Raw genomic sequence first — 15,499 nt, 5'->3', positions numbered from 1 at the left:
CGACAGCGCCTCTCCCGGACGGGAGGGGCGCTGTCTGCATTCCGCTGAGGCCGCTAGATGCGGCTGCGCTCGCCGGGGTCCCGCCACTTGCGCACCGGCGGCGTCCAGTCCTCGATGGCGTCCAGCAGTTCGGCGGCGGAGCCTGCCACTATGACCGCATCCCGGTAGTCCTGCTTGAGGAAGCCGCCTGCGACCAGGCCGTCGATGGTCGCCAGCAGCTGGTCCCAGAAACCGTTGATGTTCAGGAAGGCCACCGGCTTCTCGTGGATCCCGAGCTGAAGCCACGTCCAGGCCTCGAAGATTTCCTCCAGCGTTCCGATGCCGCCCGGAAGCGCCACGAAGGCGTCGGCCAGGTCCGCCATCATTTGTTTGCGCTCGTGCATGGAGTCCACCACGTGCAGGGTGCTCAGCCCGACGTGCCCCACTTCGGTCTTGTCCAACGATTCGGGGATCACGCCCACCACGTCGCCGCCGGCTGCCACGGCACTGTCCGCGACGACGCCCATCAGGCCTACCTGCCCGCCGCCGTACACGATACCGATGCCGCGCGAGGCCAGTTCCGTGGCGAACCGCTCCGCCTCCCGCGCGTAGACGTCGTCCCTGCCGCTGGCCGATCCCGTGAAAACTGCAAGTCGCATGCGGCCATTATTCCAGTGCCGCTAGACTCGCTGACCATGAGCGACGTGGACGAGCAAGGCCGCACCGACCCTCCGCTGGCGGCGGGGGAGGCGGAGACCCTGCTGGGTTTCCTGGAGTTCCACCGCGCCACCTTCGAATGGAAGTGCGCCGGCCTGGGTGCCGAGGAGTTGGCGGCGCGGCTGGCTCCGTCGACCATGACGTTGGGCGGGATGCTCAAGCATCTGGCGTTCGTCGAAGACTACTGGTTCTCCGTGCGGTTGTACGGGCAGGAACCGCAGCCACCCTGGGACACTGTGGACTGGGAGGCCAGCCCGGACTGGGACTGGCAGTCCGCGGCCGAAGACACACCGGAACAGCTCCGCCGCATGTGGAAAGCCGCCGTGGCACGCTCCCGCTCCCTGACCGCTGAAGCCCTGGCCGACGGGGGCCTCGACGGGGCCGGCTCGGCGGCCGGGTCCACTGCCGGGGTTCCCGGCCTGCGGTGGATCCTGGTCCACATGATCGAGGAGTACTCGCGGCACAACGGGCATGCCGACCTGCTGCGCGAGGCAGTGGACGGACTGGTCGGGGAGTAGCGGGCGGCGCGCCTTGGCCGCTCAGGGCCGATTCGGGTAACCGCTGCTACTCGGCTTCCCCGCGCGGATACTCGTCGTCCTCGTCGGACTTGACCAGTTCCAGCTGCTCCTGCAGGTCCGCCTCGTTCGCCTCCCAGGTGGAGGTTATCTCCGGGGATGCTTCGTGTTCCAGGTCGTCACTGCGGACTGGAAGGGCCTGTTCCTGCACGTCCGCCTCGTTGGCTTCCGTGATGTCTGCTTCGTGCTGGCTGTTACTGGTCATCGGGTCCCTCCTCCAAGTTGCGGCGGCTATTGGTACACCATTGTCGGCTTAATCGTCGATCCTATCCACCGGCGACGGACTGGATAATCAGCAGTTCCTGGCCAGGTTCCACGAGCGTCGCCGGTCCCTGCAGCGTGCGGATGTCCTCGCCGTCGAGATACAGATTGACGTAGCGGCGGATGGCACCGGTTTCGTTGCGGACCCGGCGGTTGAAGACCGGGTAATCGCCGGCCAAGGCGTCCAGGATCTCCGCCACTGACCGCGGGCCGGATGCCGGCACGGTCAGCTCCCGCTGCTCGCCGGTCACCTTGGCCAGCAGGCTGGGCACGACGACGGTGACCGCTTTTTCTGCCACACCCACCACGGCATTCCTCCTTACAGGGTGGCCGCGCGGACGCACAGGACGTCCGGCAGCCCCGAGGCCACTTCCACGAAGACTTCGCCCTCGTCGGCACTGGCGTACACCGAGCCGCCGCGGGTGCCGAAGTAGACGCCGGCCGGATCGCCGGTGTCCACGGCGGCCGCGTCGCGCAGCACCACGTTGTAATCCTGGTCCGGCAGCCCGGTGGCGAAACGCGCCCAGGTGGCGCCGCCGTCGTCGGTCCGGTGCACGGCGAGATGCCCGTCCGGCGGAATCCGCTCGCCGTCGGCCTTGATCGGGACCACCCATGCGGTCCGGGACCTGCGCGGATGGGTGAGCATGACGAAACCGAAATCGGTGGGCAGCCCGTCGGCAATGGACTGCCAGTTGTCGCCGGAATCGTCCGAGCGGTAGACGCCGTGGTGGTTCTGCGCGAAGAGCGTGGACGGATCAGCGGCATCCCGGGCGATCTTGTGGACGCACTGGCCCACCTCGGGATTCGGATCGGGCATGAAGTAGGCGCTGATGCCGTGGTTGCGTGCCTGCCAGCTGGCGCCGCCGTCGGTGGTCCGGTACACGCCCCCGGTGCTCATCGCCACGTGCACGGTGTCCGGATCCTTGGGGCTCGGCAGGACCGAATGGACCGCCGCTCCGCCGTAACCGGCCCCCCACTGGTCCTTGTCCGGATGGTCCCACAGGCTGCGGTTGAGCTCGAAGTGCTCGCCGCCGTCGGTGGACTTCCAGACCGAAATCGGTTCGCAGCCGGCCCAGACAACGCCCGGCCGGTCCGCGGCGTCCGGCTGGATCTGCCAGATCCGCTCCACCGCGGCGCCGTCGTTGTCGCCGAAGCGGATGGCGCCGTTCTCCGGTTCGGTCCAGGTCTCGCCGAGGTCCTCCGAGCGGAAGATTGTGGGCCCCCAGTGTTCGGAGCGGGCTCCCACCAGCAGGCGGGTCGGGCCGCCGCGCTGGTCGATCCCGATGCTGGGGATCTCGCTCATCAAAAAGTGCGGGCCGGACAGGGACCAATTGGTCCGGTCGCGGCTGGTAGCCAGCCACAGCCCTTTCTTGGTCCCGATCGCCAGGACCGTCTCCCCAGTAGCCATGCCACCCATTCGACCACCGGGGCACCGGCTGCGCAACGGTTTTGCGACGAACGGCCGGGCGCGGGGCAGAATGGGGAGGCCGGCCGTACTTCAGGAACGAGGACATGAGCACGCATCCGCCGAACCAGCCCGGCTCCCGCCTCTGGCTTTGGGTCCTGATGGCGGCCGCCGTGCTGACCCAGACGTCCCTGAACGTGTCGCGGCCGGTGGTTTCGTACAAGCTGCTGGCCCTGGGCGGAGACGCGGCAGTCATCGGCGTGGTGACCGCCGTCTACGCCGTGCTGCCGGTGGTGGCGGCGCTGTGGCTGGGGCGGGTGAGCGACCGGATTCCGTCGCTCAAGGGCATGGTCGCGTTGGGTGCGGCCCTGCTGGCGGTGGCTACGCTGGGGCTGGCCTTGGCACAGGGGTTCGCGGTCATCGCGATCTCGATTGCCCTGCTCGGGGTGGGACACCTCGTGTTCACCATTGCCGGCCAGTCCGCCATCGGGCGCTATGCGCCGCTGAACCAGATGGACAGCGGTTTCGGCTGGTTCACCGCAGCGTTTTCGCTGGGCCAGTTGGTCGGCCCGCTGTTGGCCGGGCTGCTGCTGGGCAGCGAGACAGCGGGAGTGGGGCCGAGCTGGCTTGGCGCCATCGACCTGACCCTGCTGCTGGCGGCCGGCATTGCCGCAGCCGGGGCGCCCGTGATGCTGATCGGCGCGCATCCCGGCGCCGCGGCCCGGCGGCTCCGCCGCGGCAAGAACGACGGCGGCGCCGCGCGGGAGCCGGTGGTGAAGGAGCCGGTGAGCCAGATCCTGCGGCGGCCCGGCGTGGCCTGGAACATGCTCGCGTCCATGGCGCTGCTCTCGGTGATCGACATCCTGGTGGCGTTCCTGCCGCTGGTCGGCGAGGAACTCGGGGTGCCGCCGCTCTGGGTGGGCGTCCTGCTGGCCGTGCGGGCGGGCGCGTCGATCATCTCGCGGATCCTGCTGCCCTGGCTGGTGCACCGGTGGACCCGGATCCAGTTGCTGGTGGTTAGCCTGCTGGGCTCCGGCGCGGCGATCGCGGTGACGCCGTTCGTCCTGGAACCCTTCTGGGTGGCCGCGGCGGCGCTGTTCGTGGGCGGCTTCCTCCTGGGCCTGGGCCAGCCGCTGACCATGACGCTGATCAGCCACGCGGTGCGGCCGGAGTCCCGGGGGTCGGCGCTGGCGCTGCGGCTGCTGGGCAACCGGGTGGGGCAGGTCGTGCTGCCGCTGGCGGCGGGTCTGGTGGCCGCCCCACTAGGCCCGGGCGGCGCCATCTGGTTCTCCTGCGCGGTGCTGGGGGCCGCGGCCGCGGCACGGTTGACGGTGCGCACCGGCGGTGGCGGCGGCCGGAAGCCGGTCGACTGAAGCCGGCCTGACGGCTCCGGTTCGGGCGCACGCTCCGGTTCGGGCGCCTGCTCCGGTTGTTTAGCGGAGCAGGCGCCCGAAACGGAGCGACGACGGCGCCAGCCAAGCACCGCCGTCGTGCTTGGAGTGTTGGGAAGTCCCCGGGACTAGACCCCGAGCGTTTCCCGCAGGCGGGCGACGTGGCCCTTGGCGTCCACGTCGTACTCGGCGTGCTTGATGGTTCCGTCGGGACCGATCACGAAGGTGCTGCGCAGCGTCCCGGTGAAGACCTTGTCGCCGAAGGCCTTGTCGCCGTAGGACCCGTACGCCTTGGCCACGGCGAAGTCGGGGTCGGACAGCAGCGGGAACGTCAGGCCCTCGGCGTCGCTGAACGCTTGGATGGCCTCGGGGCCGTCCGGCGAGATGCCGATGACGTCGTAGTTGGCGGCCTGCAGGGAGTTGAGGCTGTCGCGGAAGTCGCAGGCCTCGGTGGTGCAGCCAGGGGTGGCGGCCTTGGGGTAGAAGTAGACCACCACGTTCCCGCCGGCGTAGTCGGACAGCGAGACCTTCTTGCCGTCGGCGTCGGAGAGGGTGAACTCGGGGGCGGACATGCCGGGCTGGAGCTGGGACAAGAAGATCCTCTTTCGTGGGAGGTAACAGTGGAAACCGTGCTTTCGTCACCGAGTCTAATGGCGAGGCCGGCCGGAGCATGCCGCTGCCCCATCAATGCGTGAGGCATCGAGCGCTCCGGATATGGTCAAGTGTTGGACGCCGGCCAGGGCGGGGCGGAAGCTCGGGGCCGGCTCAGATATCCAATACCAAGCGCCCGCCCTTGCAGCGCGAGACGCAGATCATCATGGTGTCCCCGGCCGCGCGCTCCTCGTCCGAGAGCAGGCTGTCCCGGTGGTCGGGTTCGCCGGATATGACCGGGGTCTCGCAGGTGCCGCAGATGCCCTCGCGGCAGGAGTTCAGCACGGGAATGCCAATGTCCATCAAAGCCTGCAGGATGGTGGTGCCGGCGGGGACGGTGACCTCGGTGCCGTCAGCGGTCTCGACCACAAATTCGCTGTCTGCTTCCGCCGCGGCCGGGACGGGGGCGGGACCGGCAGCAAAGCGCTCAAAGTGGTACCTGGCCGGATCCGCCCAGTCCGCGGTCAGTTGTTCGAGCGCGCCCAGCAGCGGAGCGGGTCCGCACGCATAGACGTGGGCGTCGGCGTCGAGTTCGGCCAGCAGCGGTTCGAGCGGGAAGAGGCCGGACTCGTCGTCGGCGTGGAAGCGGACGCGCTCGCCGTAAGCGGCCAGTTCGTCCTGGAAGGCCATCGAGGTGCGGCTGCGGCCTAGGTAAACCAACGTCCAGTCCGCGCCGGCGGCCTCGGCCTGCCGAACCATCGCCAGGATCGGGGTGATGCCGATGCCGCCGGCGATGAACAGGTAGCTGCCGGCCGGTTCCAGGGCGAAGTTGTTCCGCGGGCCGCGCACCTGCAGCTTGGTGCCGGGCCGCAGCTCATCATGAATCCAGGCCGAGCCTCCGCGTCCGGCCGGTTCCCGCAGCACGCCCAAGCGCCAGAAGTCGTCCTCCGGCCGGGAGCAGAGCGAGTACTGCCGCAGCAGCCCGTTGGGCAGCAGCACATCCACGTGCGCACCGGCCTGCCAGGGAGGCAATGCCTCGCCGCGGGGATGCTGTAGCCGCAGTGCCACCACCGAGTCGGAGGCGGGCTCGATCCGGGTGACCTCGACGTCGAAGAAGCCGTCGTGCGGTGCGGTTTCCATGCAGGTGTCTCCTTGTATTGTGCCCGGCGAACGCCCGTGGCAGGGGGCTAGCGGGCGCTTCCTGTGTTCCGAAAAGGCCGGCTCCGGCGGCCTATTCCCACCGCCGGGCCGAACGGCTTCCCAACTTAGGCCGAGCCGGATAGCACCTCATTGACCGCAGTGACGACGGCGCCGCCGTGGACGAGTTCCCGGGCGGTGCGGACGCGCGGGTACATCACCACGTCCCTGTTGATGTGGTCCACCGCCCGGCCGTCGGCCGACCTGGACGAACGGACCATCTCCAGCACTGCCCGGCTGGCCGGTGCCAGCGTGGCGGACGCGGTCTCCGGCTTGGCCAACCGCAGTTCCAGGGCCTGGCAGGCCATGAGAAGTTCGATCCCCACCACGGTCTCGATGTTCGCCACGACCTGCCGGGCGTGCCTGCCGGCGTTGTTGGCCATGGAGACATGGTCCTCCTGGTTGGCGCAGGTGGGGATCGAATCCACACTGTCCGGATGCGAGAGGGTCTTCGAGTCTGAGACGAGAGCAGCGGCCAGGTACTGCGGAAGCATGTAGCCGCAGTCCATGCCGGTCTGCTCGCTGTCGATCAGCATGTCCGGCAGCCCGCGGTTGAGGGTGCCGTCGTCAAGCCGGAAGAGCCGGCGCTCGGTGATGTTCCCGATCTCGGTGACCACAATGGAGATAAAGTCCGCGGCGAAGGCCACGTATTCGGCGTGGAAGTTGCCGCCGGAGACTGCCTTGAGGGAGCGACTGGCCGGCAGCGCCGGGAAGATCAGCGGATTGTCGGTGGCGGCGTTGATTTCGTTGCCGATGATCCCGGCAGCGAACTCCAAAGTGTCCTTGACCGGGCCGAAGACCTGCGGCACGCAGCGCAGCGAGTACGCGTCCTGGGGCGGCTGGCGCACAGGGTCGGCCTCGGCGCTGCCATCGACCAGGGAACTGCCGGCCAGCAGTTCCCGGATTCGGGCGGCCACCTCGATCTGGCCCTTTTGGCCGCGGGCTTCATGCAGTTCGGCGATGAAGGCGTCGCCGAAGCCCATCAGCGCCTCGATGGTCATGGCGGCCGTAATCTGCGCGGTTTCCAGCAGGTTCTGCGCGTCGAACAGGGCAAGAGCCGCCTGGGCGCAGGAGAAGGAGGTGCCGTTGAGCAGTGCCAGGCCGTCCTTGGCGCCCAGCGGCAGCCGGTCCAGACCGGCGGCGGCCATCGCGTACTTGCCGCTGGTTATGGCGCCGTCCAGGAAAGCCTCGCCGGAGTCCAGTTCCTCGTCTTCGCCGGCGTGCGGGCGGGTCATCACAATGGCCACGTGCGCCAGCGGAATAAGGTCCCCCGACGCGCCCAGCGAGCCGTACTCGGGGATGGCAGGGCAGACACCGCGGTTGAGCATTTCCGCCAAGGTGGTGACGATCTCCGCTCGGATGCCGGAGTGGCCCTGGACCAGGCTCACGATCCGGATGAACATGGTCGCCCGCACCACTTCCTCGTCCACGTAGCGGCCGACGCCGGCGGCGTTTGACAGGACCAGCCGGCGGGACAGCTCCGCAGTGTCGGAAGCCTCGTCGAAGGCCCTGCGTCCGGCGAGGGAACCGAAACCGGTATTGATGCTGTAGATCGGCGCGGTAGGGTGGCCAGCTTCCATCTGCTCCACCACCGATCCGAGCCAAGCCCGGCTCGGTTCCATCCGGGCCAGCGCCTCGTCGGAGATCTCCACCGGCCGGCGGAACCGCGCCACCTGGATCATATCCTCGAGCGTAGTGCGGCTAATCCCCACTACGACGGGGGTTTCAGTGACGGTCTGGGTATTCATCGGCGATCTCCCTGGTTGATTGGAAACTGGTCGTGGACTCGAGCGATTCGGTGAGGTTCCGGGCGGCGCAGCCCAAGGCGTTGAGCGCGGAATTGATCCAGGCTGTGGTGCCGCAACGGCTTTCGGGGCCGGCGACGTTGAGCGAACAAACCACCTCGCCGCGGCAGAAGACCGGCACTGCGACGGATACCGAGCCCGAATCGAGCTCGCCGCGTGAGACGGCGCGGCCCGCGGCGCGGATCTGCGGCAAGGCCGCCTGAACCTGCTCGGCCGTCGGAGTGTGGTCCGTGAACCGCGGCAGCTGGCGGTCCAGCACTTGGCGGACGACGTCCTGCGGTGCCCAGGCCAACAGGATCCGCTGCCCGGCCCCGGCATGCAGCGGCAGCATTTCGTTAATGGCGAAGGTGTATTTGAGCGACTTATCCGGCTCCACCCGTCGCAGGCACATGGCCTGGGTGCCTACCCGGATGATCAAGACGGCCGTCTCGCCAACCGCATCAACCACATCTTTGAGCACTGCCGTGCCCACCTCTGCGAGGTGGGACTGAACGTGGTGCCGGCCGGTGAGTTCCAGCAGGGCCCGACCGGGCCGGTAGCGCCCCCCGTCTTCCTGGACGAAGCCGCGGTCCTTGAGCGTTTTGAAGTACCGGTAGGCGGTGCTTTGCGGGATGCCCAGCTTGCTGGCCACCGCGTCGATGGTGGCATCGCCGTCGGCAGCGACCTCGGCCAAAATGGCCAGTCCGCGCTCGAATGATGTCAACCCAACCTCCTCACAGACCTTCCGGCATCCAGGGCACTCCAGCGATGCTCCACCGAGGCTGGCCCCACCGGCAATTGCCATTCTCACATTATGAGAATGGAATTCCGCTTCAGTCTCAAAACACCGCTACCTTGAGGCCATTCCCTGCCGCAACCTGAGTGAGGCCTCCAATGACAACCGACTTGCCGGTGGCAGCAGCCCCCGCCATTTCCGACGATCCGTATTCCGACGCGAACCTGACCGACCCGTATCCGCTGTTCGAGCGGATGCGCCAAGCCGGACCTGGGGTGTGGCTGGACAAGTACGGTGTGCCGGCGTTCACCCGTTTCGGTGCGTGTAAGGACATCCTGGACGACCACGCCACCTTTATTTCCGGTGCCGGCGCGGGGCCGAAAAACCTGCACCACGAACCGTCATGGCGTCCGCAGGGCATCATGGAGTCCGACCCGCCCCTCCACACCGCCATGCGCCAGGCGATGGCCGGCGTGATCTCCCCCAAGGGGACCCGGGCGCTGCGCGGGCAGTTCCAGGAATTCGCCGACGAGCTGGTGGAGCAGGTGCTGCAGCTACGCGAGTTCGACGCCGTGACCGACTTCGCTCAGGTCTTCCCGCTGCGCGTATTTGGCGACGCGGTGGGAATTCCCCGCGCGGGGCGGGCCGAGAACCTGCTCGCGCTCGGTGCGATGAACTTCAGCACTTTCGGCCCGGACGACGAGCGGTCCAAGGAGTTCTTCCGCCTGGGCGCCGGCACTAATGACTGGGCCATGGCCAATACAGCCCGGGAGCGACTGGCGGAGGGAAGCTTGGGGGCACAGATCTGGGACTACGCCGACCGCGGCGAGATCACCGAAGCCCAGGCCGCGCTGCTCGTGCGGGCCATGCTCTCGGCGGGGCTGGACACCACCATCTTCTCGATCGGCAACACGCTGGCTGCGCTGGCACAGCATCCGGGGGAGTGGGCCAAGGTCCACGAGAATCCCCGGCTGACCAAATTCGCCATCGACGAGGCCTTCCGGTACGAGTCACCCTTCCAGTCCTTCTTCCGCACCACCAGCCGCGATACTGTCTTGCACGGTCTCGAGCTGGCGGCCGATACCAAGGTGGCGGTCTTCGTCGGCGCGGCCAACCGCGATCCGGAGCACTGGGGACCCGACGCCCACGAGTACCGGATTGACCGGCAGGCCGGCGGTCATTTGGGATTCGGCATGGGAATCCACCAATGCGTCGGCCAGCCTATCTCGCGGCTGGAAATGGACGTGCTGCTGACCACCCTGGCCAAACGTGTGAAGACCATCGAGTTCACCGCCGAACCCGTGCCCTTCCTGCACAACACGCTGCGAGGCTGGCAATCCATTCCCGTGCGCATCATTCCGGCCTAAGGGGGCGGACTGCAACCTCGGGAGGGGACCGTACAACTCCTGCCGGCGGTGGCCTCCGGCATAGCATCGAAGGCGTGAGTAGCGCGGAACAGCCCTGGGCAGGCCACCCGAAAGGCAGCCCGGGCTACCGCAACATGCTCCTGGCGCTGCTCTTCGGCGGCTTCGCCACGTTCGCCCAACTGTATTCGGTGCAGGCGGTGCTGCCCGGCATCGCCCGAACCTTCCAGGTCAGCGCGGCCGACGCCGCGCTCAGTCTTTCCGCCGCCACCATCGGCCTGGCCCTGGCCGTCATGCCCTGGTCCGCGGTGGCGGACCGGGCCGGCCGCAAGCGCACCATGACGTGGGCGATCGGCGCCGCCGTGATCCTGGGCCTGGCGCTGCCGATGGCGCCGAATTTTCCCGCCCTGCTGGCGCTGCGCTTCCTGGAGGGCGGCGCGCTGGGCGGCATCCCCGCCGTCGCACTGGTCTACCTGAACGAGGAGGTGCAGCGGCTGCACGCGGCGGTCGCGGCCGGCACCTACGTGGCGGGCACCACCGTGGGCGGCCTGGCCGGCCGCCTCATCGCCGGGCCGATGGGGGAGTGGGCCGATTGGCGCGCCGGCGTGCTGGCGGTCAGCGCCGCCGCCGCGCTCGCCGCCGTGTTGTTCGTGCGGCTGGCACCGGCCCCGCGCGGTTTCCGGCCGATCGTGCGCGGGCAGGGGCCCGGGCTGGGGCAGCGGATCCTGGCGAACCTGCGCTCGGCGCCGCTGCTGGCGCTCTATGCCCAGGGATTCCTGCTGATGGGCGGATTCGTCGCCGTCTACAACTATCTGGGCTTCCGGTTGGAGGCGCCGCCGTTTTCCCTGCCCGCGTCGCTGGCCTCCCTGCTGTTCCTGGCCTATCTGGCCGGCACCGTGAGTTCCCGGGTGGCCGGCGGCCTGACGGCGCGGACCGGCCGGTTGCCCGTGCTGCTGGGCGGGATCGTGGTCAGCATTGCCGGGCTGGCGGTCACCCTCGCCGATTCGCTCGCGCTGATCCTGCTGGGGCTGGTGGTATTCACGGCCGGATTCTTCGCCGCGCATTCGGTCGCGTCGGGCTGGACGCCGCGGCTGGCGACGGTCGGCGCGGCCCAGGCGTCCAGCCTCTACAACCTCTTCTACTACGCCGGGTCCAGCCTGCTCGGCTGGGCCGGCGGCCTCTTCTTCGGTCGGTTCGGCTGGACCGGCGTCGTCGCGTTTACCGCCGCGCTCGCCGTCATCGCCGGTACGACGGCGGTGCTCGCCCTGCGTGCGCGAGGCGCCGGATAACGGGAGCGCCAGGAAGCCTTGTACAAGTGCATGCATAATGCATGCACGGTGGCTAAAAGCTCCAGGGCCGCGCTGCCGGTTCGTCACGCCGGAATTCGGGCTGCAAGGCGCCTAAGCTGGTGGGCGTGAACCCGGAGAAGACCGCCGAGCAGCGGCAGGGACGGAGCCTGAACCGTCAAATCCTTGCACTCGCCATCCCCGCCTTCGGCGCCTTGATCGCCGAGCCGCTGTTCCTGGCGGCCGATTCGGCCATCGTGGGACACCTCGGGGTGGCGGAACTGGCCGGAATGGGGCTGGCCGCCACCGTGGTGCAGACCGTCGTCGGACTGATGATCTTCCTCGCCTACTCCACCACGCCGGCGGTGGCGCGGCTGCTGGGCGCCGGCCGGATGGCGGATGCATACGGCGTCGGGCGGGACGGCATCTGGCTGGCGCTGGTCGTCGGCGTGGTGCTGGCCGCCGCGGGCTGGGCTTTCGCCCCGGACCTGACCGCGGCCATGGGGGCCAGCGGGCAGGTGCAGGGGTTCGCGGTGGACTACCTGCGCTGGTCGATGCCCGGCCTGCCGGGCATGCTGATCGTGCTGGCGGCCACCGGGGTGTTGCGCGGCTTGCAGGACACCAAGACCCCGCTGCTGGTCGCCGGCATCGGCTTCCTGGCCAACATCGGCCTAAACTTCCTGTTGGTCTATGGGATGGGGCTCTCGGTGGCCGGGTCCGCCATGGGCACCAGCCTGGTCCAGTGGGCCATGGCGGCGGTCTACCTCGTCATCGTCTACCGCGGAGCCGTCAGGCACAGCGTGCGGCTGCGGCCCACCTGGGTCGGCCTGAAGGCCACCACGCACGTGGGCTCCTGGCTGATGCTCCGGACCCTGAGCATGCGGATTGCCTTGCTCGCGACGGTCTTTGTGGCCACCTCGCAGGGACCGGTGAGCCTGGCCGGCCACCAGTTGGTGATGACGATGTACAGTTTCCTGGCCTTCGCGCTGGACGCCATCGCCATCGCCGCGCAGGCCCTGATCGGGAAGGAACTCGGGGCCTCGAACAAGGCGCTGGCACACTCGCTGACCCGCCGGATGATCGTTTGGGGAGTGGGATTCGGCGTGGTGACCGGCCTGCTGCTGGCGGCGGTGGCGCCGGTGCTCGGCTGGGTCTTCACCTCCGACCCGGCCGTCCACCAGGCGTTTACGGCCGCGATCTGGCTGCTGGCCCTGAGCCAGCCGATCTGCGGCCTCGTCTTCGTCCTCGACGGCGTGCTGATCGGCGCCGGCGACGCGCGCTACCTGGCCATTGCCGGCGTGGTGAATCTGCTGGCGTACGCGCCGCTGCTGGTGTGGGTGGCCACGGCCGGGCTGACCGGCACGGCGGGACTCGTCTGGCTGTGGGCGGCCTTCGGGCTCGGCTACACCGCGGCCCGCGCGGTCACGCTCGGCTGGCGGGTCCGCAACGATGCGTGGATGGTCACCGGGGCACACTAGGCTTGAACCGTGACGATCCCGAGTACTACCCAAGCGGCCGTATTCTGGCAGCCGGTCCTGATCCGCGCCCTGGTGGCCGCCGCCTTTGGCGCCACCACTATCTTCTGGCAGGAACCCGACCGCACCGTGATGGCACTGGCCGGCGGGCTGTTCCTGCTGCTCAGCGGCGGGGCGGTCTGGCTGCTGGCGCGCAAGCCGGCCGCTGCGGCCCACCGCCAGCTGCTGCTCCTGCAGGCCGCCGTACTCGCGGTGGCCGGCATCCTGGCCTGCGCCCTGCAGACGGTGCCGATGTTCACCGTGCTGGCCACCGCGGCGCTGCTGGTCTCCGGCGGGGCCGAGCTGATGCTCTGGTGGAGCAACCGCCCGACCGGCGGCCGCGAGGTTCCCGGGAACCCGGCGGCTGCCCCGCCCGCGACGGGTGAGGCCGGGTCCGTGCTGGCCCGCGACTGGCTGATCACCGGTGCCGTGTCCGTGGGCTTCGGCGTCGCGCTGCCCTTCTTCGCACACTTGGGCCCGCATGCGCTGCTGGGGGTGCTGGGCGGGGCGGCGATCATCATCGCCGTCGTCCTGCTGATCGCCGCCCTCAGCCTGCGCCACGACGCCAGGCAGCCTACGGCCGGCTGAATACAGCCCGCGGGTGTGGCCGGCGCCACCGGCGCCTGCGCGGCAACTTCTACGGCCGGTAGACTGGATGCAGGCTTTATCCGTCAGCAGGAGGAAATCATCGTGGGCAAGAACGCGTCTGGCCGTCCGGACGAAGGACGGATGTCCGTCAAGGGCCCGCTGATCTTCTCGGCGGTACTGGCCGTGATAGCGGGCGCGCTGACCATGGTCTTCGCCACCGGCGGGTCCGGAAACCTGCTGCGCTGGGACCTCGGCGTGACGGCGGCCGGCATCGCCTTCATCGCCTCGTTGCTGATTGTTGCGGTGCTGACCATGTCCACCAAGGAGAACCCGAGCCACCTCAGCGAGGGCTCCGGGATCCATCGGGTCTCCTCGAAGATCCCCGGCGGCGCCGGCACTGTTCCCGCCCCCGGCACGCCGCAGAGCCGGGCCCAGGTGGAAGAACAGCAGGCGGCGGAGGCCGCCGCGAACCCCGAGGCCACCAACCGCCTCTCGGGGAACGACGACGACGGCGACGCGCGCCGCTGATGCCTGGCGCCGGCCCGGCCGGACCTGACGAGCATGGCAGCATGACTTCCGGCCAGCCTTCCCCGCACCTGCCCGTCCCGGCAGATCCCGGCGACACCGCGGCGACCGGCGGCGGACAACCGCCCGAGGCCAAGACCACGGTGGCCGCGGAGCTGTGGTACCGGTCGGAACCCCTGCTCTTCAGCGAGGAACTCCAGGCGCGGTTGGCGGAGGAATTCCCCGGCGCCTCCTTTTCCGACGGCGTAGCCCTGCTGCCGCACGCCGCGCACTCCTTCGACATCAACGGCGTCTCCGGCGTGAAAACGATCCGGCTGAGCACCGGAGTGGCCGTTCCCCGCGGGCCGCTGTCCGCGGTCGAGGCGCTGGCGGCAACCCCCGCGGACCAAAGCTGGTCCTGGCCCGACGCCGAGCAGCAGGTTCCCGGCTGCACGCACCGCATCCTGGTCACGGAGGTGGTGGCCAGCGGCTTCGAACCCAAGCCGCGGGTCGAGTCTTTCCAGCGGGTGCTGCGCCTGCTGGCCGCCGAGACGCGGCCGGCGGCGGTCCGGTGGCTGCACAACTCGCACTGGCGGGACCCCCTGGAGCTTGAGGCGGCCCACCCGCTGGCGGGCCCGGTGAACATGCGGTTCTTCCTGGTCAGCAACGACGAGGGCGCCATGGTGGTGGACAGCCTGGGCATGTACCAGCTGGGCCTGCCGGACGTGCAGGTGCACTTCCGCGACAAGGATCCGAACCAGATGGTGGAACTGGCCTTCAACGTGGCAGCGTACCTTTACGAACACGGGCCGGTCATCGAATCCAACAGCCGGCTGAACGGCCCGGACGACCTGGTGTTCACCGCCAGCTGGGAAGATTCGCTGCTGCCGCCGCTGCGGACGGTCATCGACCTCGATCCCGGCCCGCCCTACTCCGCCGGCAGCCGCTAGTACCGTCCTCCGGTCAACCGTTGGCGGCCGACTTGCGGGCCCGATAGGCGGCCACGTGTGTGCGGTTGGCGCAGTTGCCGGTATCGCAAAAACGCTTCGACCGGTTCTTCGACAGGTCCACCAGCACCGCGGTGCAGTCGTCCGCGGCGCAGGTCCGCAGGCGGTCCAGCTGCTTCTCGCGGATCACGTCCACCAGCGCCATCGCCGCCTCCACGGCCATACGGACCTCCAGCGGCGCGTCCGGGCTGGTGGCATGCAGGTGGTAGTCCCACTGGTCGTGTTTGACCAGCTGCGGGATGGCGCCGGCGTCGGCCAGGATCGTATTGACAACGACGACGGCGCGGTCCTCCGTCGCGGACCAGACCTCCTTGAGCACGGGGCGCAGGGCGCGGACCGCCTCCAGCTCCGCCGTCGTATGCGTGCGCGAGCCGGTGAAGCCGAAGTCCGCCACGAGGGCATCGAGATCCGCTACGCTGGCGAGGGTGTCCGGGAAGACCTCGGCCGTATTGATCAGCCGGGCCGCATCCACCAGCGAGTGCTCGGTGTCATGAGCAAAGACCATATTGACCCCTGACAGTGGCGGCGATATTGTCAGTAGTATACCGCTCATGACTCCTGACAGACCTGTTCTGCGCCGGGAGCGAACCCGCACTTCCC

The 15,499-nt window shown here is 69.0% G+C and carries 17 protein-coding genes; 8 read left to right on the top strand and 9 right to left on the bottom strand.

What is annotated here, in order from left to right; genetic code table 11:
- Nucleotides 1-53: 53 nt before the first annotated feature.
- Entirely contained in the window at nt 54-638 is a 585-nt protein-coding gene (locus AC5RUH_RS01030; RefSeq protein ID WP_494025073.1) for an LOG family protein, read from the bottom strand.
- Nucleotides 639-674: 36 nt separating this feature from the next.
- On the opposite strand from AC5RUH_RS01030, the gene AC5RUH_RS01025 reads away from it, so the two are divergent.
- Complete coding sequence (locus AC5RUH_RS01025; RefSeq protein ID WP_494127653.1) at nt 675-1,214, top strand: DinB family protein; 540 nt, start codon at nt 675-677, stop codon at nt 1,212-1,214.
- A 46-nt stretch (nt 1,215-1,260) separates the two neighbouring features.
- On the opposite strand, the gene AC5RUH_RS01020 is transcribed toward AC5RUH_RS01025, so the two are convergent.
- The 3 genes from AC5RUH_RS01020 to AC5RUH_RS01010 all read right to left on the bottom strand — a co-directional run bounded on the left by AC5RUH_RS01020 (nt 1,261) and on the right by AC5RUH_RS01010 (nt 2,949).
- Complete coding sequence (locus AC5RUH_RS01020; protein WP_494127652.1) at nt 1,261-1,476, bottom strand: Rv3202a family protein; 216 nt, start codon at nt 1,474-1,476, stop codon at nt 1,261-1,263.
- Between the two features lie 61 nt (nt 1,477-1,537).
- Nucleotides 1,538-1,840 (bottom strand): MoaD/ThiS family protein, encoded by a 303-nt coding sequence (locus AC5RUH_RS01015; RefSeq protein WP_494001101.1) that lies wholly within the window; start codon nt 1,838-1,840, stop codon nt 1,538-1,540.
- Between the two features lie 11 nt (nt 1,841-1,851).
- Complete coding sequence (locus AC5RUH_RS01010; RefSeq protein ID WP_494127651.1) at nt 1,852-2,949, bottom strand: WD40/YVTN/BNR-like repeat-containing protein; 1,098 nt, start codon at nt 2,947-2,949, stop codon at nt 1,852-1,854.
- 95 nt (nt 2,950-3,044) lie between these two features.
- On the opposite strand from AC5RUH_RS01010, the gene AC5RUH_RS01005 reads away from it, so the two are divergent.
- On the top strand, nt 3,045-4,310 hold the full coding sequence (locus AC5RUH_RS01005; protein ID WP_494127650.1) for an MFS transporter: 1,266 nt from the start codon (nt 3,045-3,047) through the stop codon (nt 4,308-4,310).
- A 146-nt stretch (nt 4,311-4,456) separates the two neighbouring features.
- Here AC5RUH_RS01005 and bcp read toward each other — a convergent pair whose 3' ends face one another.
- From bcp to AC5RUH_RS00985, 4 genes are all read right to left on the bottom strand, one after another.
- On the bottom strand, nt 4,457-4,921 hold the full coding sequence (gene bcp, locus AC5RUH_RS01000; RefSeq protein WP_494127649.1) for a thioredoxin-dependent thiol peroxidase: 465 nt from the start codon (nt 4,919-4,921) through the stop codon (nt 4,457-4,459).
- A gap of 172 nt (nt 4,922-5,093) precedes the next feature.
- Nucleotides 5,094-6,059 (bottom strand): PDR/VanB family oxidoreductase, encoded by a 966-nt coding sequence (locus tag AC5RUH_RS00995; RefSeq protein ID WP_494127648.1) that lies wholly within the window; start codon nt 6,057-6,059, stop codon nt 5,094-5,096.
- Nucleotides 6,060-6,184: 125 nt separating this feature from the next.
- Nucleotides 6,185-7,864, bottom strand: a complete 1,680-nt coding sequence (locus AC5RUH_RS00990; RefSeq protein WP_494127647.1) for an HAL/PAL/TAL family ammonia-lyase — start codon at nt 7,862-7,864, stop codon at nt 6,185-6,187.
- Complete coding sequence (locus AC5RUH_RS00985) at nt 7,842-8,624, bottom strand: IclR family transcriptional regulator (RefSeq protein WP_494127646.1); 783 nt, start codon at nt 8,622-8,624, stop codon at nt 7,842-7,844. The genes AC5RUH_RS00990 and AC5RUH_RS00985 overlap by 23 nt, the downstream gene beginning before the upstream one ends.
- Nucleotides 8,625-8,794: 170 nt before the next feature.
- Here AC5RUH_RS00985 and AC5RUH_RS00980 point away from each other — a divergent pair, with 170 nt between their 5' ends.
- The 6 genes from AC5RUH_RS00980 (at nt 8,795) to AC5RUH_RS00955 (ending at nt 14,842) form a co-directional block, all read left to right on the top strand.
- Nucleotides 8,795-10,003: a cytochrome P450 gene (locus tag AC5RUH_RS00980; protein ID WP_494127645.1), complete on the top strand. Its 1,209-nt coding sequence runs from the start codon at nt 8,795-8,797 to the stop codon at nt 10,001-10,003.
- A gap of 134 nt (nt 10,004-10,137) precedes the next feature.
- Nucleotides 10,138-11,289, top strand: a complete 1,152-nt coding sequence (locus AC5RUH_RS00975) for an MFS transporter (RefSeq protein ID WP_494127710.1) — start codon at nt 10,138-10,140, stop codon at nt 11,287-11,289.
- 119 nt (nt 11,290-11,408) lie between these two features.
- Nucleotides 11,409-12,764, top strand: a complete 1,356-nt coding sequence (locus AC5RUH_RS00970; RefSeq protein ID WP_494127644.1) for an MATE family efflux transporter — start codon at nt 11,409-11,411, stop codon at nt 12,762-12,764.
- Nucleotides 12,765-12,773: 9 nt separating this feature from the next.
- Entirely contained in the window at nt 12,774-13,388 is a 615-nt protein-coding gene (locus AC5RUH_RS00965) for a hypothetical protein (RefSeq protein ID WP_494127643.1), read from the top strand.
- A gap of 102 nt (nt 13,389-13,490) precedes the next feature.
- Complete coding sequence (locus AC5RUH_RS00960) at nt 13,491-13,916, top strand: hypothetical protein (RefSeq protein ID WP_494013566.1); 426 nt, start codon at nt 13,491-13,493, stop codon at nt 13,914-13,916.
- Nucleotides 13,917-13,957: 41 nt separating this feature from the next.
- Nucleotides 13,958-14,842: a DUF4261 domain-containing protein gene (locus AC5RUH_RS00955; protein ID WP_494127642.1), complete on the top strand. Its 885-nt coding sequence runs from the start codon at nt 13,958-13,960 to the stop codon at nt 14,840-14,842.
- 13 nt (nt 14,843-14,855) lie between these two features.
- Here AC5RUH_RS00955 and AC5RUH_RS00950 read toward each other — a convergent pair whose 3' ends face one another.
- On the bottom strand, nt 14,856-15,404 hold the full coding sequence (locus tag AC5RUH_RS00950) for a CGNR zinc finger domain-containing protein (protein WP_494024100.1): 549 nt from the start codon (nt 15,402-15,404) through the stop codon (nt 14,856-14,858).
- Nucleotides 15,405-15,499 lie beyond the last annotated feature (95 nt).

The organism is Arthrobacter sp. Y3223166, from assembly GCF_059090935.1.
This window is presented reverse-complemented; position numbering and strand designations above follow the sequence as displayed.